Origin of the sequence: Bradyrhizobium sp. Arg816 (assembly GCF_029989365.1) — a bacterium.
Classification (GTDB): Bacteria; Pseudomonadota; Alphaproteobacteria; order Rhizobiales; family Xanthobacteraceae; genus Bradyrhizobium.
In genome coordinates this window covers 143,765-169,778 of sequence record NZ_JAPRAQ010000006.1, presented here as the reverse complement: position 1 = coordinate 169,778, position 26,014 = coordinate 143,765, and the positions used below count along the sequence as shown (strand labels likewise).

The window sequence follows — 26,014 nt, the reverse complement described above, 5'->3', positions numbered from 1 at the left end:
GGCGAAGAGCCCACGCGGGGATTGCGGGGGGCGGAGTGCGGCCAATGCCCATCTTTCGGTATTTCATGTTTGTCGGCGGAGCGTTGCTCGGACTGCTGTTCGCGGTGAACTTCGTCATGCCGGCCTCGCCCGTGGCGCCAGCCGCCGCGACCGCAAGCAACGACCAGCCGTCGATCCGGATCCGGTCCGATCGCCATCTGCCCGAGCGTGTCGTGCTCGACACCAGCCAGCCGTCGATTGCCCCGCCCGCGGTGAAGACCGCTGCCGTCGTTGCGCCTCAGCCGCCGGATACCGCGTCGGCAGCGGCCCTCGCAGAGATGTCGGCCAAGGCGCGGGTGCGCGAGACCTTTGCCCAGTTTACGCCTGGTTCGAAGGCCGACGCCGCCAAGAAGCCGCAGGCTCAGGCTCAGCCCAAGCGTAAGGTCGCCAGAGCGCATCCGGCCCCGCAATATCAATATGGTGGGCCACAGTATGGCCGGCCGATGATGGTGGCGCAGCAGCCGCATTTCGGCCTCTTCAACACGACCTGGTGACAAGCCCGCTCTGACCCGCCTCCGCGGAGGCGGGAAGGGCTTTTTATTGGCCAGCCTCTCTGCTAATTCGAACCCGTCCGAACGGCGCACGATGTCTGGCTTGCCAGCCGCGGTCCGCGCTTCTCGGTTGCGGCCCAATACCCGGGCCGGGGGCGCTCGTAGCTCAGCTGGATAGAGCATCGGATTTCGATTCCGAGGGTCGGGAGTTCGAATCTCTCCGAGCGCGCCAATAAAATCAATAGCTTGGCGTATGATCGCGATCAGGCAGCCGAGCTCGATAGGCAGGCCATCCATTGGGGTCTCGAGGCTCGCAACCGGCCGAAGGCTGTTGCTGATGCTTTCAACCAATGCGCTAGTCAGGCTCGGAAAGTCGCCGCTCTCTTGCGCGTCGGCGTTGCCTCCTGCAGTCGCGGCGGGTCAAAGGCTGCGGCGTGCTCGTCCACCGGTTTGCAACCTTGGGGAAAACGCTCCCTAGGTCAGTACGGCTGCATTTTCCGAATCGCCGCCCTGTGCTCGCTCATCCAATATTTCGGCGCGGGAGTGCAGGCTTGAGCCAATTTTTATCCCTGTTGTTATTGGTGACGGCTCTGACGTTGACCCTATGCTTTGGGGTGGCAGCTTGGCGTCAATCCGCCGGCAGAGATGTAGATATCACCGCCGCCATTCCACATCGGGGAACCGGCTGGAGGTCGGAACGGAGCAACTGAGGTCTTGCGTTCGCCTCCGGTTGCGGAATCCTGATCAAACTCAGGTCCAAGCTCCAATCACTTCGTTGACTACTTGCCCTGGATCTTCAGCCCATTGGGGCCGACATTGATCTGCAGGCCGTCGGGCTGTTTCTTCGCCTGGTAGAGGTTGTAGCCGAGCACGGCTGCCGTGACGACCAGAGCCCCGATGATCAGAAACAAGACGTTGCGGTTGATGGACATTCTCTTCCCTGAACCACTTGATTGACGGCGACAAAAACCCCGCGCGGAGGGCGCGCGGGGTTTCTCAGCGCGCGCCCGGGGCTGGCTGGCGGCGCACTGCTCGGACCTGACAACGTCGTTCGAGGGAACCTGTTCCATAGCCGCCCGACCCGTGGTCAAGGCAAGCCATCGGCGTCGCGCCTGCGGCGTCAGCTCGCAGAGAAACCGGTGTGCCGGGCCCGTGCCAGCGTGTCGGAAGGCGCCTCGTGGAAGATCGCGCGGTAGGCCGCGGCAAACTCGCCGAGGTGATGAAATCCCTGGGCGCGTGCGCATGTGGCGACCGTCGCGCCGCCGCCCTTCAGGAGCCGCGAGCGTGTGGCCCACAGCCGCTTCAGGCGGATGTATTGATGCAGGCTCATGCCGCGCACCTTGCTCACCGCGCCGCCGAGCGTTCGGACCGAAACGCCCAACTCGCCGGCTAGATTGGCCGTATAGATCGGAGCGGTCGGATAGGCCGCGACGTAATCGTCGATCTGTTGCACGAGCCTGGCTGATCGCGCGCCTGCATTCGGGGCGGTACGATCAGACAACGGGTCGATTTGAAACAAATCGTCGAAGGCGAGCAGCAGACCCTCCTGGAGATGCGCGGCGACCTCTGTGGTTTCGAACATGTGCGGCTCTACGGACGCGGTCCGCAGGATGTCGAGAACGAGCTGACGCGCGTAGAGATGCGCCGCGGGGTCCGCGATGCGAACCCACAATGCATCGGCGCGATCGAACCAGCCGCGATCCCTGAGCGCGGGGGAGAACATGATCAGCGCGTGGTAATTGGTCTGATGCTCGACGAAATGACAATGATGATTGCCGCGCAAGGCGATGAAAACGCGCGAGTCGAGTTCGATCCCGCTCGAGCTGGCCCGCAGATCGTCGGTCATCGGCAGGATCACCATGCCGCCCGGTGCGCGATAGGCGGTATCGAGAATCCGCGCAAACGACCTAGCCACGATGATCCGGCACCCCGGCAGGTTCACGATCGCACGCGCCGCAGCGAAGTTGGCGACGTCGAGCGGAATGCTACGGGCGTCTTCCATCGACTCGGCGGGTCGAAACGCGTCGACATCGGCAAACCGGATCAGCTGGAGGGCGGAGGAGGGGGCGAGAGCGTCGAAGAACATGCTTCTGGCCGAATGCTGAAATGTGACAATTAAATGAAAATCGATACATCGCAATCAATGGCGAAACAGGATGATTCAGTAAACCGGATTCCGGGCCGTAGTATTGCGGACATCATGCCACGCGGCAGGTCGATGTCACCGTCAACGGTCCCGGTTCATCGGTTGGCCTGAGGCGAGGTCGATGAAATGGAGACGCGTGCAGGCGGGACAGGCGAAGGACTCGAAGCTCCGCCCCTCGAGCCGCCGTCCCTCAAGCCTCCGCTCGCCAGGCCTCCGCTCGCCAGGCCTTGGCTGCCTCTCGAGATGCGTCTGCACATTCATGCCCGTCTGGGGGCATCGGAAAACAATGAAATCCGCCATCGACGTAGAATGACGGCACGGCGAATTTCATCTTTGATCTAGATCAGTTTTGGAATCGCTCCACGCGGACCGCGAGCACGCGAATGGACGCAACGCGCGATCTCGCAAAAGCGAAGGGGCCCGAGGGCCCCTTCAGAAATCACCAGCGGCGATAGCGTGGTCCGTAATAGCGAGGCCCATAGGCGCGTGGCCCATACCCATAATATCGGGGCCCGTAATACGGCCGCGGGCCGTAATACCCATCATAGTTCGGGCGCCAGAAACAGCGTCCCCAGGCGTCGCAGACCATGCGGACCTGCTCGACGTCGGAGACCTGCGGCGTCGCAGGTGCGGGCGCGATGGGCATGGCGGACGCCGCCGGCGATGCCATCATGGCACCGAACAGGGATGCCGCGACGAGGCCAGTCTTGAGATTCATGATGTATTCCTCTGCTTACGCAATACAGGATATCGAAGTCGTTCTGATCAAATTGTGGCGGAACCGAAATGTAATGCTGATGAACAAATCTTCAGCAAGCTCGCCGCAGGCCTGACCTTTCGCTTCGCCAGACTATCCCACGTCGCGCGCGTGACCAATACTGCGCTTGCACTGGCGCTGCATGGCAGGACATCGCGTTTATCCTTGATCCTGCGCAATTCGCCGGGACGGCTTCGTCCCTAGTCTTGCCGTAGCCAGCGCTTCGAGGAATTCGAAGAGCAGGCTCGCGAGATCGCTTGGAGCTGTGCAATGGACAAGATGAGAATAGACAAGGGTGACTGGCTGGTCGTGTGCGACGGGCGCAAGGCGCTCATTCTGGAAAACCTCGGCGACGAGATGTTTCCGAACCTCCACACCCGGGAGGTGCACGAGCAGCCCAATCCCTCGACCGGTGCGCAAGGGACCGATGCGCCGGGCCGGCTGAACGCCGCCGTCGGCGGCGCACGCAGCTCAGTCGAGCAGACTGATTGGCACGATGAGGCCGAGCGCGCCTTCCTGCGGAGCCTGGCCGGCCGGCTCGATGCCGCCGTCAGCGCTGGCGAGACCTCGGCCCTGACCATGGTGGCCTCACCACGCGCGCTCGGCATGATCCGCGCCGATTATTCGGACGTCGTGCGCAAGGCGCTTCAGGGCGAGGTCGGCAAGGACCTCGTCAAGCTGCCGGTCTACGAGATCGAGAAGCAATTGCTGCTGTCGGGCGCCGCCAAATAGCGGCACCCGCAGAGGATGCGCCAGCGCCCCTCAGAAGCAGGGGTGCCGACGGCCGTCCTGGCCGACATAGGCGGCCGAGCTCTGGTAGCAGTGGTTGGTCGACGGGCCGTCGTACAAGGCGAACGTGCCGGGGGTGATGCCGGGCCCGTAATTGTGCAGATAGCTGATCGGGTAGGGCAGCGGGTTGGTGTAGTGGCGGTGGTACCGGTGGTGTCCCCGCGCCTCCGCAAGGCTGGGGGCGAGGATTGCGGCCGACAGGGCAGCAACCGCGGCTACAAGCTTCAACGTGCTCATCTCGATTCTCCGGAACCGGCGCGAATAGGTCAGGTGTTTATAGCCATTTCGGGCCGCCGGGGCACCCATCCGGCGCCTGGAAATCGGGGCCAATCCCGCCGATTCCCGGGTGGGTGTGACAGAATTGTCGGAAGCAGGGGCGAAGGCTGCCCATTTTTGGCCTTTTCGGGATGCTTAACGAATTCCCCACACAAGTATGGCCAAAGAGAATTCGCTCAAGAATCCCGTCGCCGGCCCTTTGGGGGTCCTTCGAGGCCGGTTCATTCCTGAAGGCTTTTGCCGTCACGCACCATGCGCATCACGCTTTTGAGCCTGCTGTTGCTCTCCGTCGCCGCCGCCACGCCGGCGCGCGCCGAGCTGCACATCACCCGTGACCACGGCGGCTACGTCGAGGAGTACAAGGCCAAGTACAAGCGCGTCCGTGAGAAGGGTGAGCGCGTCATCATCGACGGCATCTGCAACTCGGCCTGCACTCTGGTGCTCGGCATGGTGCCGATGAACAAGATCTGCGTGACGCCGCGCGCCAGCCTCGGCTTCCACCAGGCCTATTACGACAAGGCCTTCACCTTCGGCATCAAGGTCACCAGCGCGGAGGGGACGTCCGACCTGATGTCCTATTACCCCAACACGGTGAAGGACTGGATCCGCCGCAATGGCGGGCTCACCACCGACATGAAGAAGATCAAGAACGGTGTCGAGCTCTGGAAGATCATCGACCCCTGTCCGGAAGAATGGTGAGCGGCTGAGCTGCGCGCCCGCGGTCCGTCGCAGCGCAGCATCGCTCGTTTGGAAATTCGCATTGCCGCATAGGTCCCGGTCGGGCAATGAGGGCGGCAATGAACCATAATCAAGAAGCCCTGACCGCTCGCGCCGCGCCGATCCTGTTCGTCGTGCTCTGGAGCACCGGATTCATCGGCACCAAATACATCATCAACAACGCCGATCCCTTGACCTATCTCGCCATTCGCATGGCGATCGTGGTTGGCCTGATGGCGATCATCGCAGGCGTTGCGCGACCGAAATGGCCGGACCGTGTCGACGTCGCGCATAGCGCCGTTGCCGGCATTCTCGTCCACGGCTTCTATCTCGGCGGCACCGCGATTGCGATTGCGCATTCGATCCCGGCCGGACTCTCGGCATTGATTCCGGGCCTTCAGCCGATCCTGACCTCGACCATCGCCAACCGCTGGCTCGGCGAACGCGTGACGCCGGTGCAATGGGCGGGGCTCGTGCTTGGCCTCGGCGGCGTGGTGCTGATCCTGCACGGACGCCCGATGACCGGCGAGGCCGGGCTCGGCTGGCTCGCCTCGGTGGTATCGCTGATCAGCATCACGCTCGGCACGCTCTATCAGCGCCGCTACTGCAACCACATCGACTGGCGCGCCGGCAACCTCGTGCAATATATCGCCGTCACCGTCTTCTTCACGGTCGGCGCCTTCTTGTTCGAGGACCGCGTGGTGCACTGGACGCAGGAGTTCGTGCTCGCGCTTGCCTGGCTCGCCGTGGCGCTCTCGATCGGATCGATCGGGCTGTTGTACTGGCTGATCCGCCACGCTGCGGCGACCTCGGTTGCGAGCCTGTTCTACCTGGTGCCCGCCGTCACGGCGCTGATGGCCTATCTGCTGTTCGGGGAGAAGCTCGATGCGCTGGCGATTGCCGGCATGGCGATGTGCGCGGCGGCAGTGTTCGTGGTCAACCGGCGTTTCTAGGCACGCAGGCCAGTACGTCGGAATACATCCCTGACGTGCGGCGCGCGCGCGTGCTAGGCTGGACTGATTTCAGCTTCCCTTTGGCAAGGTGATTTCCATGAAGAAAGCGAGACGCGCGCTGCTCGGCAGGTCCTTGAGGCCGGTCCGGATTGCCTGCATCAATTACGCCGAGGAGATGATGAGCGAGCGGATGATGGGGAGGCTCACAGCGGCGCTCCAGAAATGCTACGACGAGCATTTCCTGCCGGTCTGGGGCTATCCCATCGACCTCGACGTCACCCGCAAGCCGAAGCCGACGGACTGGCAGCTGCTCTATTTTGACGACGCCACCCACAAGAACTTCCTCGGGCGACACGAGCTGACGCACCGCGGCCAGCCGATCTCAAAGATCTTTCTGAAGGCACTCGGCGAGGACGATCCGGTCAGCCTGGCGGCCTCGCACGAACTGTTCGAGATGGTGCTCGATCCCATGGCCAATCTGTGGGCCGACAAGACCCGGCACACCCAATATGCCTACGAGGTCTGCGACGCCGTGGAAGAGGAGTCTTTTCTCGTCAACGGCTTTCCGATGTCGAACTTCGTCTATCCGTCCTGGTTCGAACCGTTCGAGCATCCCCGCGGCACCAAATTCGACCATATGGGGTCTCTCAACGCGCCGTTCTCGATGACGGAAGGCGGCTATGTCATCAAGAAGGTCAACGGCCGGAAGGTGATCAAGCAGTTCGGCTCAACCGAGAAGCGGAAGCGCTTCGCCAAGGAGGACCGGCGCGGCCATCGCAGCGAATTTCGTGATCCGCAAGGCGAGCATCACCCGGGCCGGCGCGCAGCCAAGCGGCGAGGGTAGGGGTGAGTCTCCGGGCGCGCCCGCCCCCGGAGACCTGCTCGAGCGCTGCGATCAGCGCTTGGCCTTCTTTTTCGACTTGGCAGCCTTCTTCGCAGACTTCTTGGTGGCCTTCTTTGCAGTCTTCTTGGCCGCTTTCTTCGACGACTTCTTTGCAGCCTTCTTCGCAGATTTCTTGGATGCCTTCTTGGTCGCTTTCTTCTTGGAAGCCTTCTTCGGCGCTACTTTCTTCGCGACCTTCTTGGCGGCTTTCCTGACCTGCTTGACGGCGGTGACAGCGGCGTCCTGGGTCGCTTCCACGGCGGTGGTGATCGTGTCCAGCGCCTGTTCGGTGATCGGCTTCTCGTCGTCCATATCGTCCCCCACGGTTTATGGAGCGATGACGATAGCGGGTTTCATAATTGTGTCAAAGCAACGCTCAACCTTTGCGGATCCTTGCGTAGGCGGCGAGCGCGCGCTCGCGCCCCTTCGCGTGATCGATGATCGGCTGCGGATAGGTCTTGCCGAGCGTGACGCCCGCGCTCGCAAGCTCGATTGGTGATGCCTGCCAGGGCTGGTGGATCAGCTTGGCCGGCACGTCTTTCAGCTCGGGCACCCAGCGCCGGACATAGGCTCCATCAGGATCGAACTTCTCGCCCTGGAGAGTTGGATTGAACACGCGGAAATAAGGCGCGGCGTCGGCGCCGCAGCCGGCGACCCATTGCCAGTTGGCGGGATTGCTGCCGGCATCCGCATCGACCAGCGTGTCCCAGAACCAGCGCTCGCCGTCGCGCCAGTCGATCAGGAGATGCTTGACCAGGAAGGACGCCACCACCATCCGCACCCGGTTGTGCATCACGCCGGTGTGCCAGAGCTCGCGCAGGCCGGCGTCGACGATGGGATAGCCGGTGCGTCCGCGCTGCCAAGCGGCGAGCGCTTTCTTGTCTCCCTTCCAGGGAAAGCCATCGAAATTCGTTTGCAGGTTTTCGGTGGCAAGGCTCGGGTGATCGTGGAGGAGGTGGCGGCAGAATTCGCGCCAGCCGAGCTCGCTCAGGAACTTTTCGACGCCGGGCCCGATCGCGGGATTCTCCGCTGCGGCAAACCGCGCGGCGTGCCAGACCTGGCGCGGGCTGAGCTCGCCGAACCTCAAGTGAGGCGACAGGCTTGAAGTCCCCTCGCGATCCGGGCGGTCGCGATCGCCGACATAGACGCGCGCGGTGTGCTGGAGGAAGTCGCGGAGGCGTACGCGGGCCGAGGCTTCGCCCGGCGTCCAGGTCTGGCGCAGGCCGCCAGCCCAGTCGGGCTTTGTCGGCTCGAGCGTCCAGCTCTCCAGCGCGTCGCTGGCAAGCTGCGGGGCGGGGCGTAGCTCCCGCGGTGCGGGCAGAGGCTTGGGCGGATCGCCCAGCGACAGCACCCGCCGCCAGAACGGCGTGAACACGCGAAGGCCGCGGCCCTCCTTGTTGCGGATCGCCGAGGGTGGCGCCAGCAAGTCGCCAGGGAAGCTCTGCGAGTCCACGCCGAGCTTTGCCAGCGCCGCTTCGAGCTGTTTCTCGACGGCCTGGTGTGGCGCCTGCGCGACCCCGTTCCAGTAGACCATTGCGGCTCCGCTCTCGCGCGCCACTTCGGGGATCACCTTGGCCGCCGGACCCTTGCGCAGGATCAGCGATCCGCCGCGCGTTGCGATCTCGGCGCCGAGCGCCCGCAGCGACTGCGCCAGCCACCAGCGCGTCGCGCCGCCCGGCACCCGTCCGGCCATCTCATCCATCACATAGAGGCAGATCACCGGCGAACCTGTCTTCGCGGCAGCATGGAGGGCGGGATGGTCGGACAGGCGGAGGTCATCGCGGAACCAGACGATGACAGGCGGCGCGCTTGGCGTGGTCAGGGCAGGCCTCGTTTACAATTTGGCAAGCATGCCGCGTGTGGCGGTGTGAACCGTCGTTAATTCGGTCGTAAGCCGATTGCATGAATATGCAGGAATTCCGGGGGTGGTTCCATTCATGTCCAACCGTGCGACGGCAAAGTTCTTGCCGCAACTCAAGCTGGGTACCAAGGCCGTCCTGTGCGCCGTGCTGCTGATCGCCGTGAACACGGCGCTCGTGGTCGGCGCCGGCTACTGGTCGCTCACCTCCGCCTTCAACGATCGTGCGCTGCGCGACATCGAGGTCAATTTGCGCACGCTGGCGCTGGCTTTTGCCGAGGTCGTTCCCGACGCCAAGATCACGATGCGGGATGGCGGGGTGGCGCGCGCCGAGATTCCCAGAATGCCGGAGTTCAGGGATCACGCCATCGTCGATCGCGCGGTGTCCTATGTCGGCGGCAACGCGACCCTGTTCGTGTTCGATGATGCGAGCGGGCAGTTCGTCCGCCGCTCGACCAACGTGAAGAAGGAGAACGGCGACCGCGCTGTCGGGACCCAGCTTGCCGCCGATCATCCCGGGCAGGCCGTCCTGCGCCGCGGCGAGGCGTACAAGGGCCCGGCCACGCTGTTCGGCAAAACCTTCATGACCGCCTATTTCCCGGTCGCGGATGCCACCGGCAAGGTCGTCGGCATTCTCTATGTCGGCATCCCGATGGCGCAGCTCGAGAGCATGCTGACCCAGGCCATCGAGAGCATGGCGATTGCGGCCGGTATCGCCGCGCTCCTGGTCCTGGTCCTCACCTTGCTGGTCGTCCGCCGTATCACCAGGCCGCTCACCTCGGTCACGCGCTCGCTGACGGCGCTCGCCGAAGGCCAGAGCGACGTCGAGATCGATTGCGAGGATCGCGCCGACGAGATCGGCGAAATCGCCCGCACGGTCGCCGTATTCAAGAGCAACTCGCTGGAGCGGGCGCGCCTGCGCAGCGAGCAGAGCGCGGCCACGGCTGCCGCGGCAGAGCAGCGCAAGGCGGAGCTGCGCAACTTCGTCGAGCAGTTCCGCGGCAGCGTCGGCGGCATCCTCGACAAGGTGCTGAGCTCCTCCGGTGAGTTCGAGCGGGTGGCGCGGCAACTCACCGACACCGCACGCTCCACCGCCGATCTGTCGGCGCAGTCGGCCGGCGCGTCCGAGAACGCCTCCGAGCACGTGCGCACGGCGGCCTCGGCCTCCGACGAACTGTCCCAGTCGATCTCCGAGATCACCCGCCGGGTGCAGGAATCGAACGAGATCTCCGCCGAGGCGGTACGGCAGGCCGAAGCCACCGACCAGCGCATGGCGCAGCTCTCGGAGGCGGGGGCGCGCATCGGCGACGTCGTCAAGCTGATCACCTCGATCGCCGAGCAGACCAATCTTCTGGCGCTGAACGCCACCATCGAGGCCGCGCGCGCCGGGGACGCCGGTCGCGGCTTCGCGGTGGTGGCCCAGGAGGTCAAGACGCTCGCCGGCCAGACCGCCAAGGCGACGGACGAGATCTCGAACCAGATCGCCAGCATGCAGCTTGCAACGGAGGAATCGGTCACCGCCATCAAGGCGATCGGCCAGACCATCGAGCGCATCAGCGGCATCGCGGGCTCGATCTCGGCCGCGGTCGAGCAGCAGAGGAGCGCCACCCACAACATCGCGGCCAGCGTTCGCGCGGCCGCCTCCGGTACCGCCGATGTCGCGGTCAATGTCCGTCACGCCGCCAAGGGCGCGAGCGAGACGGGAGAGACCTCGAGCCGGATGTTCGCCTCTGCCCAGGCGCTGTCAGGCGAGAGCCTGCATCTGAAAGCCGAGGTCGACAGCTTCCTCGACGGCGTGCATGCGGCTTAACTCATGCTGTCATTCCGGGGGCGGTGCGCAGCACCGCCCCCGGAATCTCGAGATCCCGGGTCTGGTCCTTCGGACCATCCCGGGATGACAGTGGCTTATTTCGGCTGCGGCACGATGCGGATGTAGGGCTTCGGTTCCTTCCAGCCCTGCGGATAGATCGTCTTCGCCTCGTCGTTGGAAACCGAGCCGGCGATGATGACGTCCTCGCCCTGCGTCCAGTCGGCCGGCGTGGCGACGCGATGCTTGGCGGTGAGCTGAAGCGAGTCGATGACGCGCAGGATCTCCTGAAAGTTCCGGCCTGTGGTCATCGGATAGACCAGCACCAGCTTGATCTTCTTGTCCGGCCCGATGATGAAGACGTTGCGGACGGTCTGGTTGTCGGCCGGCGTGCGGGTGAGGGGATCGCCCGAGGTCGAAGCCGGCAGCATCTCGTAGAGCTTCGACACGTTGAAGTCGGTGTCGCCGATCATCGGGTAGTTGGGGGCGGCGCCTTGGGTCTCCTTGATGTCCTCCGACCATTTGGAATGGCGGTCGACCGGATCGACCGAAAGGCCCATCAGCTTGACGCCGCGCTTGTCGAATTCCGGCTTCAGCTTGGCAAGCGCGCCGAGTTCGGTCGTACAAACCGGCGTGAAGTCCTTGGGGTGGGAGAACAGGAGGGCCCAGCTATTGCCGATCCAGTCGTGGAACTTGATCTTCCCTTCGGTGGTCTCGGCTTCGAAGTCGGGCGCGGTGGTGCCGATCGGAAGTGTCATGGTTCTACCTCATCTCATTGAATTTACTATAGAATTTATCTTCGGCCGTCGCGGTCAGTATAGGCTCTCCGCGACCCCAAGTGAACGTCAAGTGAACCGCTTCAAGTAAAATGTGAATTTCTTCTCTGAAGGGCCGATTTCCTAGCACCTTTCTGTTACAGCCGCGCGTGCGACGAAACATCTCGACCGGAGCCGTACGGTTTCGATTGCCCCCATAAAGCCTTTTATGACCCGCATCACGCTCGCCCCGACGCCTCCGGAACCGAAATGGTCCTCGTAGCGACTAATCGGCAACCATTGAGAAAAGTCGCGATCCCCGTATCGAATCATTAACCACCCCTTTACGCCCGCATGAAAATGCTGGTCGATCAGAAGAAATCTGGAAGTGAACTATGTCTGCCGCTGCGCATAAGTCTGTTGAGTCGCCGTCCCTCGAACCGTCCTGCCGCGATACCGCGGCTCATGCATTGACCGTCGTGCGCGACGGCGTGATCACGGGCGAAGGCCCGACCACCAAGGGCCGGGTCCACTTTTCCCGCTCGCTCGATGCCGATGACACCGCCTGGTGCGCGCGCATCCTGACCGCCACGGCCGTCAACGACCAGCCGGTCAGCCGCGCCGAAGCCGAGGCGCTGTTCGAGATCAATGAAGCCGCAACCGAGCGCACCGATGGCGGCCGGTTCGACGACCTGCTCGCCAAGGCCGTTGCCCATTACGCCGCGAGCGCCTCGGGCCTGAAGGTGCCGCCGCGCAGCGTCGCGCTGTCGGCAGAGTCCGAGATCGAGAGCTGGGCGCCGTCCTACGCCGCCAAGGTCAACAGCGAGATGCTGGAGTGGATCGCCGGACAGATGCGCGGCAAGCGCCAGAACAACCGTCGCCTGATGGCGATGGTGGCGACCTTCCTGGGCGCCACCGCGCTGCCTTTGGCGGGCCAGTTGCCGAACGTGTTCGACATCGGCATGTAAAAGATCTGGGCCTGTAAGAATTAGACGAGACTGTCGCGCCCCTTGCGAGGCGCGACAGACGGCGGCGGGGTTATTTCCCCGCCGTTTTTTGTTTGTCGGTGTTCGGCTCGAGCCCGAGCGTGCGGCCTGGGAATCCGGCGGCGTCGAAATAGCGCTGGCTGCCGACGCGCTGGAAGTTCAGCACGGTCACCAGGCCGCCCTCGGCGGGCTTGGACTTCAGCGTGCCGGTATAGGCCTTCGGCACGATGCCGTTGGGCAGGGCCTCCGACATTACGCGGCCGACCAGGCCGCCGTTCTGCGAGCTGCGCAGGCCCATGAGCTGGGCGGCCGTCATGCCGACATCGGCATTGCTCACGGGGATCTGGCTGACATAGCCGGCTTTGAAGTCCGGACCGATCGCGGCCATGAAGTTCATGGTGTCGCCGCGGCTGAAGCTGCCATGCATGCCCTGGCCCTGGCGCAGCACGGTGTCGGCGACCTGCACCGAGCAGTTGGTCGGCGCCTCACCGCAATCGCTCGCATAGGAGCGAAAATTGACGACGATCGCCGGCGTTGGCGTCGCCGACTTGCCGCGCAGATTGATGCTCGACAGCGGCAGGGTACCAGGGATGCGGCCGAGCGAGTCGTCCACGAACAGGCCGGAGACGTAATCCTGCTCGAGCAGCGCCTTGACGGTCTTGACCGCCAGCTTCTTGTCCTTGTTCGGCAGGTAGATCAGGTCCGAGCCGCCATTGGTGGCGATGACGAGGTCAGGCTTGGTCGGATCCTTGCCGAGCACGCCGTTGCCGGCCTTCGGATGGGCGTTGCCGGTGACGGCGGCGTTCTTGTCGTTGGGGTCGAACAGCGGCAGGTCGAGCGCCTTGGCGAGGTCGATTGCCAAAAAGCCCATCGGCAAAAAGTCCTTCGGCGTGTCGTCATAGCTGACCTTGGCCGAGGGGCTGGTCTTGCTCTCCTTGGAGATGGTCGAGAAGCCGTGGTCGGCCTGGATCATGATGTTGGTATTCGCGGCCAGCCCGAGCTCGTCGAGCGCCTTGCGGAGCTGGGCGAGGTTGTTGTCGGCGTTCTTGATGCTCGCCATCGTGCTCGGGCCGTTGATGCCCGGCTTGATCTGGTTGAGGCTGTCGCCCTGGTTGTGCTGGGTGCCGTCAGGGTCGCGCGACCAGAACACCAGTACGAACGGCTTGTTGCGTGCCTTGAACATCGGCAGCACGACCTTGGCGGCGACGTCGGCGAAATAAGCCTGCTGCGCGACATTGGCGACAATGGTGCCCGGCGTCTTGGCGTCGCCGGCCTTGCCGTTGTCGCCGCGGCTCGGGGTGGTGAGGGGGAGGCCGGCCTTGGTCAGCGCGTCTTTCATCTCGTCGGACAGCGCCACGCCGTTCTTGCCGCCGGTGGAATCGTCGATGACGATCGAATGCTGGCCGGGCTTCTCGGGCTTGTCAGTGTGGTCCCATTGGTAGGTCGGGCCGACCTTGCCGATCGCCGCCGTGCTGAGGCCCTTGTCGCGGGCCATCTTCAGGACGGTTTCCTCGTTGAGATAGTCGCCCTTGAAATGCTCGTCGATGTCGCCGAGCACGGCGTCGTTCTCGATGAAGGGGACCACGGTGTCGCCGGCGGGGACAGACGTATAGTTGGTCCAGATCGTGTTGGAGAACACGCCGGTGTCGCCGAGATAGTGACCGGTCGACATCGCCGAGCCGTTGGCCATGGTGAAGGTCGGGAAGAGGGAATGCGGGTTCTTGAAATTGACGCCCTTGTCGCGAACCTCGGCCATCGCCGGCGCGGTCTCCGGCGTCACCTTCAGCGCGCGCAGACCGTCCGGAATGAACAGGATCAGGTTGCGGGGCGTGTTGTTCTGGGCGGAGGCTAGTCCGGTGGACAAGACTGTCAGTCCGGCGGACAGCAACACCAGTGAACGGCGCATCGAAATCTCCTGCGGTGAGGCGGCAATGGCCGCGACCGCGGCCCCCGGCCATCGTTTAGTTTTGCTGCATGACAGTTTTGTTACAAGTCCCGGGGAGCATGCAGATGTGATGGGGGGTGACCAGGCATCCACGGATTCGTCGTTATCGGGCACGAGATCACGGTCATTGCACTCAACGCCTCAGCGCCGTCATTGCGAGCACAGCGAAGCAATCAGAATTCCTCCGCGGCAAAACCCTGGCTTGCTTCGTTGCGCTCGCAATGACGGAGGAAACGCCTTCAAGCAAAATTGCCACCGCCGATTCGGTGAGCGCGATCAACTCCGATCAACCGGTCAAGAGGACGGCATTCCCCGGAACGAAGTGTCTGAAATCAGCACAGAATTCCGGGCGTTCTGCCGCACTGGGTACCCCGTTAATCCCGTGCCTTAACCAACAATTAATTATAGGTTTGCGGGTGGGTGACGGCCCGGCCTAGCGTGCGGTGGGGAGCCGCCGAAGCCAAACGAGTTGGTGCGTATCATGATGTCCAGATCATATGGGGCGCTCTTCGCCTCGCTCAGCGCAGCCGCGCTGCTCCTTTCTGCCAATGACGGTTTTGCCAGGCCCGGCGCCACCGCCACCGCCGCGCACGGGATGGCGCCTTCCGGCGCGATCGCGCGTCCGCAGATCGGTCCTGGCGCCCGGTTCCGCGGCCGCAACACGCCCTGGGTCTATTGGCCGGGCGGCGGCGGGTTCTACGACAACGCAGGCTATAACCAGCCTTTCGTCGATGCCGGGCAGCCGGCCTCCACCGACGTGCGTTACACCTATACGTACGACGTTCCCTGGGACTGGACCCATCGCTTCCCGCCGAACGTGGTGCCGTCCGACCGGCCCTATGTGCCAAGCTGCCCGACGGAGCAGGTGACGGTGCCCGGCCGCGGCGGTGGCGAGCACACCGTCAACATCATGCGCTGCTACTGAGCAGCCTAGCCCGCTCAGCTAGCCCAGCTCAAAGCTGGTCACGCCGAAAATGCGGTCGATCCCCAGTGGCGGGATCGGCCCTGTGTACATCCGCGCCGTCTCGAACACCGGCTTGAGCCCGAGAGATTCCGCGAGCGCAATGGCCTCGCGATTGATCGCGGGGACGTCGAGGAAGACTTCGCCGCCGCCTGCGCTCGCGAGCAGCGCCTGCACGATCGCTTCCGCCGCTCCGCGGTCGTCGGCGACAAGCGGGCCGATCTTGTGTCCGGTCCGGCAGGGCCGGATCACCCCCCATGCCGCGAGCTTGCCGTCGCGCAGCAGCGCGCCGCCGAGATGGCCTGATGTGTTGATCCAGGCGCGCAGGAAGGTGCTGCGCGCGGCTGGGAACACGGTCGCGTCGTCGGCTTCAACGAGCGCGAACGGGACATTGTCGAGGGCTGCGATTTCGGCGGGCGGATTCGGCGGCGCGGCGGCGATGCCGCCGTAGCGGATATTGGCGTAGGCAAGCTGGAAGCCGGACTTCTTGTAATTGTCCTGCTGCGCGACGACGCCGTCGAGCCCGATCACGCGAGCGCCCGCATGCGCGATCGCAGCGTTCCAGATGCGCAGGCCGTGGCCCGCGCCGCGAAAGCCTGAGCGCACGATGTAGAAGCCGAGGAAGGCGAAGCGATCATCGTAATTGACGCAGGAGATTGTTGCGACCGGCTCGCCGTCGATCTCGCCGACGAAGAAGCCTTTCTCGTCCGGGATGGCGAAACAGGCGGCGTCGCCGAGGCCCGGATTCCAGCCCTCGGCCGCGGCCCAGTCGACGGCGGTGGCGATCTCCTCGGGGCGCAAATTGCGGATCTGCAGATCGCTCATGACGGATGCCTTGACGGGCCTTGGGCGGTGGACCTGGCGGCAGGTCCGGCGGTAGAAGGCCTCATGATAGGCCGGGCCCGGGGCTCGCCTCAACACAGGGATGATCGGTCATGGCAGCAGAGAAGGTCGCACTGGTCACCGCCGGCGGCAGCGGCATGGGGGCAGGGGCTGCGCGGCGGCTCGCGGCCGACGGCTTTCGCGTCGCGATCCTGTCGTCCTCCGGCAAGGGCGAGGCGCTGGCAGTCGAGCTCGGCGGCCTCGGCGTCACCGGCTCCAACCAGTCGAACGATGATCTGAAGCGGCTCGTCGACGGGGCAATGGCCAGATGGGGACGCATCGACGTGCTCGTCAACAGCGCCGGCCACGGGCCGCGCGCGGCGATCACGGAGATCACCGACGAGCAGTGGCACACCGGTCTCGACACGTATCTCCTCAACGTGATCCGGCCGACCCGGCTGGTGACGCCGGTGATGCAGGCGCAGAAGAGCGGCGCCATCATCAACATCTCGACCGCCTGGGCATTCGAGCCGAGCGCGATGTTTCCGACCTCTGCGGTGTTCCGCGCAGGCCTTGCCGCCTTCACCAAGATCTTCACCGACACCCACGCCGCCGACAACATCCGCATGAACAACGTGCTGCCGGGCTGGATCGACAGCCTGCCGCAGACCGATGCGCGGCGCGACAGCGTGCCGATGAAGCGCTACGGCAAGGTCGAGGAGGTCGCGGCGACGGTGTCGTTCCTGGCCTCCGACGGCGCGGCCTACATCACAGGCCAGAATATCCGCGTCGACGGCGGACTGACGCGCTCGGTGTGAGTCGGCGCGCGGCTTCGCTCCGCCATTTCCGTGCACTTGTCGTAACGCGACGCGTGGCTTGCGCGGTGCGCCGCTGCGGCGGGGCGACGCGTGGCGTTCGGGTCACACTCGTCGCTGGTCTTGCGCGATAAGTCACCGACTACGTCACAGTCCATACGAACTGCGCCGCAGACCGAGACGAACAGACATGCTCCGCCTATTCCCGATCTGCGCCGGATGGCTCCCACCAGCGCGTATCGAAAACGCGAGATCAAGCGCGTGGGGGAATGGAGATTGGAATGAAGAAGCTTTTGCTGGCGGTCGCTTCGATTGTGCTCGGCACCGCATCCGTGCAGGCGGCCGACCTCGCGGCGCAATACACCAAGGCGCCGGTCATGGCGCCAGCCTACAACTGGACCGGCTTTTACATCGGCGGCAATGTCGGCGGGCAGTGGGGCAACTCCGATCTGAACACCTCGACGGTGTTCTCTCCGACCGGCTATTTTGCGGCGAGCAGCGTCCCCGCCATCAACACGGTCGGCGCCCAGGGCGTCAACAGCTCCAGCGTGACCGGCGGCTTTACGGCGGGCTACAACTGGCAAGTCAACCACGCCGTGCTCGGCCTCGAAGGTGACATCAACTATTTCGGTTTCAAGGGCAGCGCGACGGGCTCTGCGCTCTATCCCTGCTGCGCCCCGACAGGCTTTAATGTGTCGTCGTCGGTCTCGGCCGATTGGCTCGCCACCATCCGTGGCCGCATCGGCTTCCTCGTGGCTCCGACCTGGCTGCTGTACGCGACGGGCGGCGCGGCGATCTCCGAGGTGAAGGGCAATTTCAACTTCACCGACACGTTCGCGGCCGCGACCGAGTCGGGCACGATCCGCGACACGCGCCTCGGCTGGACCGCGGGCGTCGGCAGCGAATATGCCGTCGGTGGCGGCTGGTCGCTCAAGGCCGAATATCTCTATGTCGATCTTGGCCGCGCCAGCGTGACCAGCACCAATCTGGTCGGCGGCGTAACGAAATATCCGAGCAACGTTTATACCCACTCGGTCGATCTCAAGTCGAACATCGTGCGCGTCGGCGTGAACTACAAGTTCGGCGGACCGGTCGTCGCCAGGTACTGAGCATCCCGTTCCGATCCTGGTGTGGAAAGCCCCGGCTCTGCCGGGGCTTTCTGTTTCTGCGAGCAAGTTCAGTGCGAAGCCACGAGCTTGGCCAGTGCAGGCAGGACCTTGTAGCGAACGATCTCATGCGGATATTCGCCGCGATTGGCGAGCAGGACCATGGCGATCCGTCGCGCCGGCACAAGACCGAGATAGCCGGAGGCGTTGTTGAGGCCGCCCGGCTTGTCGACGATGGTGACGTCGGGAAGGCGCACATTCTCCCAGGCCATCGCCTCGCCGAACTTGTCGTTAACCCGGAAGACTTCGCGCTGAGTCAGCCGCAACGCCTCGCGCAGATGCGGGTCGATCGAGCGGCCGTCGACGTTGGCGGCGACGAATGCCCCGAGATCCCGCGCGGAAGAGAACATCTGGCCCGTGCCGGGAAAATCAAAATAGCTCTGCTGGTTGCCGGGTGGGCCGATCGGCGTGCCCTGATCCGAATAGCCCTGGACCACGCGCTGCATCCACGCCGCATCCATGACGGCGCGGCTGTCTTCGCCGCGTTCGGGCACGGAGGTCGCATTCATGCCAAGTGGTTTGAGGATGCGCTGATCGAACAGCGTTGCGATCGGGGTGCCGTAGCAGCGCTCGAGCACGAGCTGAAGCAGCACGTAACAGGCGTGGCTGTAGATGCGCTGCTTGCCGGGCGCTTCGCCGGTCTGCGGCTCGAAGGCGTTGAACATGTCGATGAACTGCGCCCGCGAGAACGAGTCGTTCGGCCAAGGTGGATGGTCGGTCGACAGCAGCATGCCCGACGTGTGCGTGGCGAGCTGGCCGACGGTGACGCGGCGGACATAGTCGCCGGTCAGCTCGGGCAGATATTTTGGCAGGGCATCGTCGGGCCGCAATTCGCCGCGGAGCGAGCCCAGCGCCACCAGCGTTGCCTCGAAGGGCTTTCTCAGGGAACCGAGGTTGAACAACGTATCCGGTGTGACAGGCCTTCGCGTGGCGTCGTCAGCAAAGCCATAGTTGAAGAATTCGACATGTCCGCCGGCGCAGAGCGCGGCGGCGAGGCCGCCCGGCTGGTCCGGCGTCATGGTCGGGGTCAGCTCACCCGCAACGATGTCGCGCATCTGCGCGATCATGTCGGAATCAGCCGATGCGCGACGCGACCAGGCAAGCGCGAGGGGAACCAGCGCAGCCCGTGCGAGGGCCCGCCGGGTGAGGTGTGATGAGGTGACAACAGACGGCACGGCTCTGACGCATGATGCGATGCGCCCCCTGTCTCTTCTAACGGGGAGGGCCGGCTGCCCCAATTCACGATTGCGCGTTGTGGGTTCCGGCGGCGGGAGCTTGCGGAAAAATACTTATCTTGTGGGCTAACAATTATTGACGCCGGGCGGTGGCGGGTCTATAGTTAGCTTCATGGCTAACCAACTATCCCAGCTCGACCATGTCTTCGCAGCCCTTGCCGATCCCACGAGGCGGGCGATCGTGATGCGGCTGTGCGCCGGCGAGGCGTCGGTCGGCGAGCTCGCCGATCCGTTCGAGATGGCGCTGCCGAGCTTCATGAAACACATCCATGTGCTGGAGACGAGCGGGCTCGTTCAGTCGGAGAAATCCGGCCGCGTGCGCACCTGCCGTCTCAGCCCGGACGCGCTCGTCGGCGCGGAGGACTGGTTCCAGCAGCAGCGCGCGATCTGGGAGGCGCGGCTCGACCGGTTCGAGGCTTACGTCATGCAACTGAAGAAAGAGAAGGAGAGGGCGGCCGCCAAACGGCCGTCCCGCACAACCAAACGGAAAGGTTCTGAGTGATGACGAATTCTGCCAATCCCGTTCTGTCGCAATGGTCGATCGACCGCGAGATCGTGATGTCGCGCGTGATCGACGCGCCGCGCGACCTGGTGTTCGAGGCGTGGTCCGATCCAAAACATCTCCCGCAATGGTTCGGGCCGAAGGGCTTCAAGCTCGAGACCTTCGAGATCGACGTGCGCGTCGGCGGCGTCTGGCGCTTCAACATGATCGGCCCCGACGGCACCGTCTATCCGAACCGCATGCGCTTCCGCCGCATCGAGCGGCCGTCGCTCATGGAGATGGATCACGGCGTCGACCAGGACGAGGATCCCGGCATGTTCCGCTTCACCATCACCTTTGCCGAGCAGAGCAACGGCAAGACCGTGCTGATGATGCGGCAACTGGCCTCGAGCACCGAGCAGCGCGACGGCATGATCGGCTTCGGTGCCGTCGAATATGGCTACCAGACGCTGGATAAGCTGGCGGCGTATGTGGGTGGGATGAAGAGGTAGCGGCACCTTCAGTCGTCATGCCCGGGCTTGACCCGCCTGCGCGGCCGAAGCCGCTTCGGCGAGGCGAAGGCCCGGGCATCCACGTCTGGCGTCGTGTGCGGAGGCGCGTGGATGGCCGGGGCAAGCCCGGCCATGAGGGATGAGAGAACTGCGCCGCCTCACTCGTTCTTCACTCCCCCTTCAATCCGGCCTCGCGGATCAGCACGGTCCATCTCTGCGTCTCGTTGTCGATGAACTGGCCGAACTCTGCGGCGCTGCTCGCGCGCACTTCCAGGCCCTGGGCGGTGAGCTTGTCCTTTACGGCAGGGGTGGCGAGGACGCGCGCGACTTCGGCTTGAAGCTTGTCGACGAGCGGCCGCGGCGTCGTGGCCGGCGCCATGAAGCCGAACCAGCCGGCGGCGATCACCTTCGGAAATCCCTGTTCGCGCAAGGTCGGCGCCTGCGGATAGAGCGGGCTGCGCTCGCTGGAGGCAACGCCCAGCACTCTGAACTTGCCGCTCTGGATGTAGGGCAGCGCGGTCGGCAGCGCCGTCAGCGTCGCATCGACGCGGCCCGCAAGCAGCTCGGTGTAGGAGGCCGCGTCGCCGCGGAAGGGGATGTTGAGTCCCTTGACGCCGGCATCCCGGAACAGGAGCTCGCCGGCGAGATGCGGCTGCGAACCGGCGCCGGGCGAGGCGAAGGTCAGTCCGTCCGGCTTCGACTTGCCGTAGGCGATCAGCTCGGGAAGCGTCTTGAACGGCGCATCGGCGCTGATGATCAGGAACAGTGGCGCGATCACCGCCATCGCGACGGGCTGGAGATCCCCGCGATCGTAGGTGAGCGTGCCGAACAGCGCCTCTGCGGTGGCGTAGGGCGCCGCGACGTAGAGAAACGTGTAGCCGTCGCCCGGCGCGTGGGCGACGAGGTCATTCGCAATACGCGTGCCGGCGCCCGGCTTGTTCTCGACGATGAACTGCTGGTGCAGGCTGCGGCCGAACTCTTCGGCAAGGAGGCGCAGCGAGATGTCGTTGGAGCCGCCGGGCCCGTAGGGCGAGATCAGCCGCACCAGGCGCGACGGCCAGGCGTCAGCGCGCGCGGCGAATGGAAATCCGGACAGGGAAAGGGCGAGGGTGCCCAGCAATGTTCGGCGTGTGATGGTCATGTCGGCCTCCCGGGGGTGGAGCGCCAGTGTTCTTGTTCATCTCCTGGCCCTCTTCTTGTTTTGTTTCTGTGTCTCCGCCGGCCTTGCCGTGCCGACGATAGCGCGGATGCTATCGGCGAGTGCCGCGATGCGCGGGCCGATCTCGCCCTCCAGTTGGCCCGGCTGGAGCCGGAACGCGGGGATGCCGCAATTGATCGAGAACGACTGCCTGGTTTCGCTCGCGTGAAACAGCGGCGCCGCGACGGCGTGGATCGAGGCCATGTATTCGCCCCAGCAGATGCAGAAGCCACGGCTCGCGCATTGCACAAGGCCGGCGCGGTATCTTTCGCGGAAGGCTGACCAGAGTTCGGCGTCCTCGCTTGCGAGGCGCTCTTCGAGGAGCGCGGCATCGGTCTGCGGCAAGGTTGCAGCCGCGGCGCGGCCCATCGCCGTCATGACCACGGGAATGGGCATGCCGATGTCGGGGACGTGCGGGCCGACGTCGCCGGAGCGCGCGGTCTCGACATAGATCATGGAGGTCGCATCCAGCAGGCCGATGGAGACGGTGCCGCGCACGCTCTGCGCAAGCTCCTGCATCATGGGGCGCGCGACCTGGCGGAACTGCATGTCGGCGAGCAGCGGATGCGCCATGTGAAGTGTGCGCGCGCCGACGCGATATTTGGCGCGATCGGGATCGTAGCGAAGATAGCCAAGCTCGGCGAGCGTATGCGTCAGCCGCGCCACCGTCGGTCGCGGAATCCCCGTCAGAATCGACAGCTCCATGTTGCCGAGCAACGTCGTGCCGGCCTTGAAGGCTTCGAGCACCACGAGGCCCTTTGCGAGTGTCGTCGCGAACGCGGCATCATCGCCGCGCGACGCCAGCACCGCGGCGGCGGACGAGGAAGCTTGGGGCGCTTTGGACCGAATAGTTTGGACCATAGCCTTCTTATGGACGAACAAACCAATATTGTCGAATAGATATAGTATTTACCTGACTTTGTCCGACATGTGGACAGAACGGGCTCCGTTCTCATCGCTATCAAGGAGCGTCGTTCTGCGGCCTTGGATTGCAGATGTTCTTTTTGGGCCATCCATGAAACGTCATGATCTCCTCGCCTTGGGCCGCCTTGGGCAAAGAGGTTGTCGTTGCCGCGACTCCGTCGACGCTCCAAGTCTTCCGACGCTCCAAGTCTTCCGACGCTCCAAGTCTTCCGACGCTCCAAGTCTTCGCCAAATTCTTACGTCCATGCAGAAAAAGAGCGGCGAACTCTGGAAGGAGATCAAGGTTATTGAGTAGCGCCGAGCGCTCGCTTCGTCGTCCGCATCAGCGGGACATATTTGCGATGCCGAAAGAGTTCGTCGCGATTCATACTCATGATTAGGGCCGGTGCTTTCCATCGCGAAGTTTTTAGCAGCCTTCGCGAATATGACAGCGCGCAGGCCAATTATGACAGCGCCATAACGTAGATTTTTGTCGCGTCGTGCCGCTGATTTATGACAGAATTGCTACTGCTGGATGTCATATCGGTTACGGCGGAGCGATTCATGTTGCAGTGGCAGGCGCGGTCAAATCCCCTCGCGTGGTGGTGGGGCTCTCTGACGCTTGTCAGTGCGGCCAACATCCTCGTCTGGTTCATGCTGTACCGCGAGTTCTATCCGACGGTTGCCGGCAGCGCCGGCGGCGGTTCGGATATCGGGCTGATGTTCCTGCTCTGCGCCGGCTATGTGTTCGGCTGCGCGTTCCGATCGTTCCTGCCGCGCGCCGACGTGCAGCGCATCTGCCTGTTCGACACCTGGCTCTCCAGCGTATTCGTCGGCCGCACCGTCGCGACCGTGGCCGAGCTGTGCTTCGTCGCGCAATGGGCGATCATCCTGCATCAGCTAGGTCACATGACGGGGGCGGAGACCGCGGTGAACATCGCGCTGGTGATCGTGCCCATCATCATCATCGCGGAGTGCTTCTCCTGGTACGCGGTCGTCACCACGAACTTCCTCTACAATGCGATCGAGAATTCGTTGTGGGCGGTGACGTTTTTCCTCGCCGGCATCGCGCTGTGCCGCCTCATGCCGGAATTCCAGGGACCGGTGCGCTGGGCGCTGATGTCAGGCATCATCGGCATCGCCTGCTTCCTCGCTTTCCTCGTCACCGTCGACGTGCCGATGTATCTCAGCCGCTGGCGGGCAGGGCATGAAGAGGGCAACAAGCTCCTCGGCTTCCTCGAAGGCGTGCATGACGTCGCGACGCGCTGGGTGGTGACCCACGACATCGCGCATTGGAAGGGCGAGCTGACCTGGATGTTCCTGTATTTCACCGCCGCGGTGTGGTCGAGCCTGGCGCTCTGCGCGCTCTACGCCATGGAAGGCTATCTCACGCGTTATCTGGCCTGAGCGACCGGGCTTCGCCGAGATCGGCCTGCGTCAGCAGGCCCTGCCGGAGCGCAAGCCGGACCAACTCGATGTCGGAGCCGACGCCGAGCTTGTCCTTGATCAGCGAATGCAGGTTCGCCACCGTCTTCGGGCTGACATGCAGCGTCTCGGCGATCTCCTCCGTCGTGTTCTCGGCGAGCAGCAGCCGCAGCACCTCGAACTCGCGCGGCGTGAGCACGTCGGCGGCCGAGCTCTCGCCGCTGATACGGCTGAGCGCGAGCTCGTGGTCGATGTCGGGGCTGATGGCGATCTTGCCGGCGAGCACGTCCATCACGGCGCGCACCAGCGTCTCCGGCGGGCTGGTCTTGGTGACATAGCCCCGCGCGCCGGCGCGGATCGCCTGCACGGCGAAGCCGGCATTCTCGTGCATGGTGAAGACCAGGATCCGTGCCGCCTTGTCCCATTGCCTGATGCGCCTGACGGCCTCGATGCCGCCGATGCCGGGCATGCTCAGATCCATGATGACGAGGTCGGGCGCCTCGGATTTGAAGAGACGGTAGGCCTCGGCACCGTCGGCGGCTTCGGCGATGACGCGAAGCCCCGGCTGCTTCTGGAGCACGGAGCGATAGCCCTCGCGGACGACGGAATGGTCGTCGACCAGCAGAATGGTCGCATCGGCCGCGCTCATGCCGCGCGCTCCAGTGGCTGCCGATCGAGACCCGCAAGCGGAATGACCACGCGCAGCGCGGAGCCGCCGTTCGGCGCGGCCTCGAAGCTCAACTGGCCGCGCAAGGCCGCGACGCGCTCGCGCATGCCGAGCAGACCCATTCCGGATTTCGCGGCGGGATCGTTCGACCGTCCGTCGTCGTCGATCGCAAGTGCGATCTCGTCGGCACGCATCGCAAGCTCCAGGCTTACCCGTGTGGCGCCGGCATGCTTGGCGGCGTTGGTGAGCGCCTCCTGCACGATCCGGTAGAGGCTCGCGCTGATCGTGGCGGGCAGGGTCGCGAACGCACCGTCGAACCGGATCGAAAACCGCGTCTGGCCGCGGCTGCGCCCGTTCCAACCCGCAACCAGGCCTTCGAGGCTCGCCACGAGCCCGAGCTCCTCGACGTCGGGCGGGCGCAGCCGGAACAGCGCGCCGCGCAGCGTCTCCATCATGCCGGTTGCGGTCCGCGCGATGCCGTCGCACTCGCCAAGCAGGGAGGGGCAGTCCTGGACGGCGGTCTGGCGGGCTGAGGAAGCGAGCGCGCGGATGGCGGCCAGCGACTGGCCGAACTCGTCATGCAGCTCGCGCGCGAGATGGCGGCGCTCCTCGTCCTGGAGTGCGATCAGTTTCCGCGTCAATTCGCTGCGCTCGGCCAGCGCGGTGTCGAGGCTTTCGGCGAGATGGTTGAAGACGTCGCGGATCGCCGACAGCTCGGCGAGATCGAACGGCGGCAGCCGCGTCGAAAGGTCATTGGCGGCGATCCGTTCGAGGCCGGAGCGGATCATGCGGGTGGGGCGCAGCGCACGCGCCAGCGCGGCGTAGACCAGGACGCACAACAGCGGCAGCGCGATCGCAAGCGCGAGCATCAGGCGGCCGGCCTCGTGCCAGGCGTCGGCCGTCTGCACGGCCGGATCGACCGAGACCACGGTCTCGCCGAGCTTCGTTCCGCGCACGATCACGGGCCGGGTCGCCTCGCGGCCGGGGTCGAACAGGCTGCGATAGAAGGTCGCGAAGACCTGCGGCGGCGGGTTCGCCGGTATCGGCGCGCCGCTACAGAATCGCTGGAGGATGTCGCCGCTCACGCCGCGGAACGCCAGGCACAGGCCGGGCGTCATCACATAGGCCGAAACGGGGTCGAGGTTGGGAAAGTCCGAGCGCGGGCTCGCCACCCACTGGATCTTGCCTTGTTGCAGCTCCAGTGTCTTGGCCACGATGGCGGCGATGTCGTCGAGGCGCCCATGGGCCGCGCGGTCGGCGGTGATGAGGAAATAGGCGGAGATCGCGGCGAAGCACGCGGCCGATATGGCGGCCACGCGCAACGTCAGACGGACCTTGAGATCGAACCTCGGGCGGTTCCACATCGGCGGGCACCTGGCGCGAACGGAATTGTCGCCCAAGCATTAAACGGCAGAACGCAAGCGGGG

27 protein-coding genes and 1 tRNA gene are annotated in these 26,014 nt (G+C 64.6%); 14 read left to right on the top strand and 14 right to left on the bottom strand.

Annotated features, from left to right (window positions below; translation table 11 throughout):
* The first annotated feature begins 44 nt into the window (after positions 1–44).
* Both OWC48_RS17005 and OWC48_RS17000 read left to right on the top strand, forming a co-directional pair.
* Entirely contained in the window at positions 45–533 is a 489-nt protein-coding gene (locus OWC48_RS17005; RefSeq protein ID WP_282521023.1) for a hypothetical protein, read from the top strand.
* A gap of 152 nt (positions 534–685) precedes the next feature.
* A tRNA-Arg gene (locus tag OWC48_RS17000) sits at positions 686–762 on the top strand.
* Positions 763–1,309: 547 nt separating this feature from the next.
* On the opposite strand, the gene OWC48_RS16995 is transcribed toward OWC48_RS17000, so the two are convergent.
* From OWC48_RS16995 to OWC48_RS16980, 3 genes are all read right to left on the bottom strand, one after another.
* On the bottom strand, positions 1,310–1,462 hold the full coding sequence (locus OWC48_RS16995) for a hypothetical protein (protein ID WP_014494567.1): 153 nt from the start codon (positions 1,460–1,462) through the stop codon (positions 1,310–1,312).
* 188 nt (positions 1,463–1,650) lie between these two features.
* Positions 1,651–2,616, bottom strand: a complete 966-nt coding sequence (locus OWC48_RS16990; RefSeq protein WP_282521022.1) for an AraC family transcriptional regulator — start codon at positions 2,614–2,616, stop codon at positions 1,651–1,653.
* Positions 2,617–3,115: 499 nt separating this feature from the next.
* Positions 3,116–3,394, bottom strand: a complete 279-nt coding sequence (locus tag OWC48_RS16980; protein ID WP_282521020.1) for a hypothetical protein — start codon at positions 3,392–3,394, stop codon at positions 3,116–3,118.
* 309 nt (positions 3,395–3,703) lie between these two features.
* Here OWC48_RS16980 and OWC48_RS16975 point away from each other — a divergent pair, with 309 nt between their 5' ends.
* On the top strand, positions 3,704–4,165 hold the full coding sequence (locus OWC48_RS16975) for a host attachment protein (RefSeq protein WP_282521019.1): 462 nt from the start codon (positions 3,704–3,706) through the stop codon (positions 4,163–4,165).
* Between the two features lie 30 nt (positions 4,166–4,195).
* On the opposite strand, the gene OWC48_RS16970 is transcribed toward OWC48_RS16975, so the two are convergent.
* Positions 4,196–4,459: a hypothetical protein gene (locus tag OWC48_RS16970; protein ID WP_282521018.1), complete on the bottom strand. Its 264-nt coding sequence runs from the start codon at positions 4,457–4,459 to the stop codon at positions 4,196–4,198.
* A gap of 291 nt (positions 4,460–4,750) precedes the next feature.
* Between OWC48_RS16970 and OWC48_RS16965 the strand changes: the two genes are divergently transcribed.
* From OWC48_RS16965 to OWC48_RS16955, 3 genes are all read left to right on the top strand, one after another.
* Positions 4,751–5,197 (top strand): hypothetical protein, encoded by a 447-nt coding sequence (locus OWC48_RS16965; RefSeq protein WP_063982650.1) that lies wholly within the window; start codon positions 4,751–4,753, stop codon positions 5,195–5,197.
* Positions 5,198–5,295: 98 nt separating this feature from the next.
* On the top strand, positions 5,296–6,168 hold the full coding sequence (locus OWC48_RS16960; protein WP_282521017.1) for a DMT family transporter: 873 nt from the start codon (positions 5,296–5,298) through the stop codon (positions 6,166–6,168).
* Positions 6,169–6,265: 97 nt separating this feature from the next.
* Positions 6,266–7,012 (top strand): hypothetical protein, encoded by a 747-nt coding sequence (locus tag OWC48_RS16955; RefSeq protein WP_282521016.1) that lies wholly within the window; start codon positions 6,266–6,268, stop codon positions 7,010–7,012.
* A 51-nt stretch (positions 7,013–7,063) separates the two neighbouring features.
* Here the strand turns inward: OWC48_RS16955 and OWC48_RS16950 are convergent, their stop codons facing one another.
* Both OWC48_RS16950 and OWC48_RS16945 read right to left on the bottom strand, forming a co-directional pair.
* Positions 7,064–7,363 (bottom strand): histone, encoded by a 300-nt coding sequence (locus OWC48_RS16950; protein ID WP_282521015.1) that lies wholly within the window; start codon positions 7,361–7,363, stop codon positions 7,064–7,066.
* Positions 7,364–7,427: 64 nt separating this feature from the next.
* Positions 7,428–8,819 (bottom strand): deoxyribodipyrimidine photo-lyase, encoded by a 1,392-nt coding sequence (locus OWC48_RS16945; RefSeq protein ID WP_282521223.1) that lies wholly within the window; start codon positions 8,817–8,819, stop codon positions 7,428–7,430.
* 169 nt (positions 8,820–8,988) lie between these two features.
* Between OWC48_RS16945 and OWC48_RS16940 the strand changes: the two genes are divergently transcribed.
* Positions 8,989–10,719: a methyl-accepting chemotaxis protein gene (locus OWC48_RS16940; RefSeq protein ID WP_282521014.1), complete on the top strand. Its 1,731-nt coding sequence runs from the start codon at positions 8,989–8,991 to the stop codon at positions 10,717–10,719.
* Between the two features lie 95 nt (positions 10,720–10,814).
* Here OWC48_RS16940 and OWC48_RS16935 read toward each other — a convergent pair whose 3' ends face one another.
* Positions 10,815–11,474, bottom strand: a complete 660-nt coding sequence (locus OWC48_RS16935) for a peroxiredoxin (RefSeq protein ID WP_014494579.1) — start codon at positions 11,472–11,474, stop codon at positions 10,815–10,817.
* Positions 11,475–11,866: 392 nt separating this feature from the next.
* Here OWC48_RS16935 and OWC48_RS16930 point away from each other — a divergent pair, with 392 nt between their 5' ends.
* Entirely contained in the window at positions 11,867–12,439 is a 573-nt protein-coding gene (locus tag OWC48_RS16930; RefSeq protein WP_028154483.1) for a hypothetical protein, read from the top strand.
* Between the two features lie 70 nt (positions 12,440–12,509).
* On the opposite strand, the gene OWC48_RS16925 is transcribed toward OWC48_RS16930, so the two are convergent.
* Entirely contained in the window at positions 12,510–14,363 is a 1,854-nt protein-coding gene (locus OWC48_RS16925) for an alkaline phosphatase family protein (RefSeq protein WP_282521013.1), read from the bottom strand.
* 520 nt (positions 14,364–14,883) lie between these two features.
* On the opposite strand from OWC48_RS16925, the gene OWC48_RS16920 reads away from it, so the two are divergent.
* Positions 14,884–15,327 (top strand): hypothetical protein, encoded by a 444-nt coding sequence (locus OWC48_RS16920; protein WP_282521012.1) that lies wholly within the window; start codon positions 14,884–14,886, stop codon positions 15,325–15,327.
* Between the two features lie 18 nt (positions 15,328–15,345).
* Here the strand turns inward: OWC48_RS16920 and OWC48_RS16915 are convergent, their stop codons facing one another.
* On the bottom strand, positions 15,346–16,188 hold the full coding sequence (locus OWC48_RS16915) for a GNAT family N-acetyltransferase (protein WP_282521011.1): 843 nt from the start codon (positions 16,186–16,188) through the stop codon (positions 15,346–15,348).
* Between the two features lie 110 nt (positions 16,189–16,298).
* Here OWC48_RS16915 and OWC48_RS16910 point away from each other — a divergent pair, with 110 nt between their 5' ends.
* Both OWC48_RS16910 and OWC48_RS16905 read left to right on the top strand, forming a co-directional pair.
* Positions 16,299–17,003, top strand: a complete 705-nt coding sequence (locus OWC48_RS16910) for an SDR family oxidoreductase (RefSeq protein WP_282521010.1) — start codon at positions 16,299–16,301, stop codon at positions 17,001–17,003.
* A gap of 278 nt (positions 17,004–17,281) precedes the next feature.
* Entirely contained in the window at positions 17,282–18,109 is an 828-nt protein-coding gene (locus OWC48_RS16905) for an outer membrane protein (protein ID WP_282521009.1), read from the top strand.
* A gap of 68 nt (positions 18,110–18,177) precedes the next feature.
* Here the strand turns inward: OWC48_RS16905 and OWC48_RS16900 are convergent, their stop codons facing one another.
* On the bottom strand, positions 18,178–19,233 hold the full coding sequence (locus OWC48_RS16900) for a serine hydrolase (protein WP_282521008.1): 1,056 nt from the start codon (positions 19,231–19,233) through the stop codon (positions 18,178–18,180).
* A gap of 280 nt (positions 19,234–19,513) precedes the next feature.
* On the opposite strand from OWC48_RS16900, the gene OWC48_RS16895 reads away from it, so the two are divergent.
* On the top strand, positions 19,514–19,903 hold the full coding sequence (locus tag OWC48_RS16895) for a helix-turn-helix transcriptional regulator (protein WP_063982661.1): 390 nt from the start codon (positions 19,514–19,516) through the stop codon (positions 19,901–19,903).
* Complete coding sequence (locus OWC48_RS16890; RefSeq protein WP_282521007.1) at positions 19,903–20,394, top strand: SRPBCC family protein; 492 nt, start codon at positions 19,903–19,905, stop codon at positions 20,392–20,394. Before OWC48_RS16895 ends, OWC48_RS16890 begins: the two co-directional genes overlap by 1 nt.
* A 169-nt stretch (positions 20,395–20,563) precedes the next feature.
* Here OWC48_RS16890 and OWC48_RS16885 read toward each other — a convergent pair whose 3' ends face one another.
* Together OWC48_RS16885 and OWC48_RS16880 are read right to left on the bottom strand one after the other, a co-directional pair.
* Complete coding sequence (locus OWC48_RS16885; RefSeq protein ID WP_282521006.1) at positions 20,564–21,535, bottom strand: tripartite tricarboxylate transporter substrate binding protein; 972 nt, start codon at positions 21,533–21,535, stop codon at positions 20,564–20,566.
* Between the two features lie 36 nt (positions 21,536–21,571).
* Positions 21,572–22,453 (bottom strand): IclR family transcriptional regulator, encoded by an 882-nt coding sequence (locus tag OWC48_RS16880; protein WP_282521005.1) that lies wholly within the window; start codon positions 22,451–22,453, stop codon positions 21,572–21,574.
* A 606-nt stretch (positions 22,454–23,059) separates the two neighbouring features.
* Between OWC48_RS16880 and OWC48_RS16875 the strand changes: the two genes are divergently transcribed.
* Positions 23,060–23,902, top strand: coding sequence for a hypothetical protein (locus OWC48_RS16875; protein ID WP_282521004.1), 843 nt, complete (start codon positions 23,060–23,062; stop codon positions 23,900–23,902).
* On the opposite strand, the gene OWC48_RS16870 is transcribed toward OWC48_RS16875, so the two are convergent.
* Both OWC48_RS16870 and OWC48_RS16865 read right to left on the bottom strand, forming a co-directional pair.
* A complete protein-coding gene (locus tag OWC48_RS16870; protein ID WP_282521003.1) occupies positions 23,883–24,569 on the bottom strand; it encodes a response regulator transcription factor in 687 nt (228 codons plus the stop codon). The genes OWC48_RS16875 and OWC48_RS16870 overlap by 20 nt on opposite strands.
* Positions 24,566–25,951, bottom strand: coding sequence for a HAMP domain-containing sensor histidine kinase (locus OWC48_RS16865; RefSeq protein ID WP_282521002.1), 1,386 nt, complete (start codon positions 25,949–25,951; stop codon positions 24,566–24,568). The genes OWC48_RS16870 and OWC48_RS16865 overlap by 4 nt, the downstream gene beginning before the upstream one ends.
* Positions 25,952–26,014 lie beyond the last annotated feature (63 nt).

What these genes read in the sequence shown, in the direction of transcription:
- OWC48_RS17005 (WP_282521023.1), top strand. Translation starts at nt 45, where the DNA reads ATGCCCATCTTTCGGTATTTCATGTTTGTCGGCGGAGCGTTGCTCGGA.
- OWC48_RS16995 (WP_014494567.1), bottom strand. Translation starts at nt 1,462, where the DNA reads ATGTCCATCAACCGCAACGTCTTGTTTCTGATCATCGGGGCTCTGGTC.
- OWC48_RS16990 (WP_282521022.1), bottom strand. Translation starts at nt 2,616, where the DNA reads ATGTTCTTCGACGCTCTCGCCCCCTCCTCCGCCCTCCAGCTGATCCGG.
- OWC48_RS16980 (WP_282521020.1), bottom strand. Translation starts at nt 3,394, where the DNA reads ATGAATCTCAAGACTGGCCTCGTCGCGGCATCCCTGTTCGGTGCCATG.
- OWC48_RS16975 (WP_282521019.1), top strand. Translation starts at nt 3,704, where the DNA reads ATGGACAAGATGAGAATAGACAAGGGTGACTGGCTGGTCGTGTGCGAC.
- OWC48_RS16970 (WP_282521018.1), bottom strand. Translation starts at nt 4,459, where the DNA reads ATGAGCACGTTGAAGCTTGTAGCCGCGGTTGCTGCCCTGTCGGCCGCA.
- OWC48_RS16965 (WP_063982650.1), top strand. Translation starts at nt 4,751, where the DNA reads ATGCGCATCACGCTTTTGAGCCTGCTGTTGCTCTCCGTCGCCGCCGCC.
- OWC48_RS16960 (WP_282521017.1), top strand. Translation starts at nt 5,296, where the DNA reads ATGAACCATAATCAAGAAGCCCTGACCGCTCGCGCCGCGCCGATCCTG.
- OWC48_RS16955 (WP_282521016.1), top strand. Translation starts at nt 6,266, where the DNA reads ATGAAGAAAGCGAGACGCGCGCTGCTCGGCAGGTCCTTGAGGCCGGTC.
- OWC48_RS16950 (WP_282521015.1), bottom strand. Translation starts at nt 7,363, where the DNA reads ATGGACGACGAGAAGCCGATCACCGAACAGGCGCTGGACACGATCACC.
- OWC48_RS16940 (WP_282521014.1), top strand. Translation starts at nt 8,989, where the DNA reads ATGTCCAACCGTGCGACGGCAAAGTTCTTGCCGCAACTCAAGCTGGGT.
- OWC48_RS16935 (WP_014494579.1), bottom strand. Translation starts at nt 11,474, where the DNA reads ATGACACTTCCGATCGGCACCACCGCGCCCGACTTCGAAGCCGAGACC.
- OWC48_RS16930 (WP_028154483.1), top strand. Translation starts at nt 11,867, where the DNA reads ATGTCTGCCGCTGCGCATAAGTCTGTTGAGTCGCCGTCCCTCGAACCG.
- OWC48_RS16925 (WP_282521013.1), bottom strand. Translation starts at nt 14,363, where the DNA reads ATGCGCCGTTCACTGGTGTTGCTGTCCGCCGGACTGACAGTCTTGTCC.
- OWC48_RS16920 (WP_282521012.1), top strand. Translation starts at nt 14,884, where the DNA reads ATGATGTCCAGATCATATGGGGCGCTCTTCGCCTCGCTCAGCGCAGCC.
- OWC48_RS16915 (WP_282521011.1), bottom strand. Translation starts at nt 16,188, where the DNA reads ATGAGCGATCTGCAGATCCGCAATTTGCGCCCCGAGGAGATCGCCACC.
- OWC48_RS16910 (WP_282521010.1), top strand. Translation starts at nt 16,299, where the DNA reads ATGGCAGCAGAGAAGGTCGCACTGGTCACCGCCGGCGGCAGCGGCATG.
- OWC48_RS16905 (WP_282521009.1), top strand. Translation starts at nt 17,282, where the DNA reads ATGAAGAAGCTTTTGCTGGCGGTCGCTTCGATTGTGCTCGGCACCGCA.
- OWC48_RS16900 (WP_282521008.1), bottom strand. Translation starts at nt 19,233, where the DNA reads ATGATCGCGCAGATGCGCGACATCGTTGCGGGTGAGCTGACCCCGACC.
- OWC48_RS16895 (WP_063982661.1), top strand. Translation starts at nt 19,514, where the DNA reads ATGGCTAACCAACTATCCCAGCTCGACCATGTCTTCGCAGCCCTTGCC.
- OWC48_RS16890 (WP_282521007.1), top strand. Translation starts at nt 19,903, where the DNA reads ATGACGAATTCTGCCAATCCCGTTCTGTCGCAATGGTCGATCGACCGC.
- OWC48_RS16885 (WP_282521006.1), bottom strand. Translation starts at nt 21,535, where the DNA reads ATGACCATCACACGCCGAACATTGCTGGGCACCCTCGCCCTTTCCCTG.
- OWC48_RS16880 (WP_282521005.1), bottom strand. Translation starts at nt 22,453, where the DNA reads ATGGTCCAAACTATTCGGTCCAAAGCGCCCCAAGCTTCCTCGTCCGCC.
- OWC48_RS16875 (WP_282521004.1), top strand. Translation starts at nt 23,060, where the DNA reads ATGTTGCAGTGGCAGGCGCGGTCAAATCCCCTCGCGTGGTGGTGGGGC.
- OWC48_RS16870 (WP_282521003.1), bottom strand. Translation starts at nt 24,569, where the DNA reads ATGAGCGCGGCCGATGCGACCATTCTGCTGGTCGACGACCATTCCGTC.
- OWC48_RS16865 (WP_282521002.1), bottom strand. Translation starts at nt 25,951, where the DNA reads ATGTGGAACCGCCCGAGGTTCGATCTCAAGGTCCGTCTGACGTTGCGC.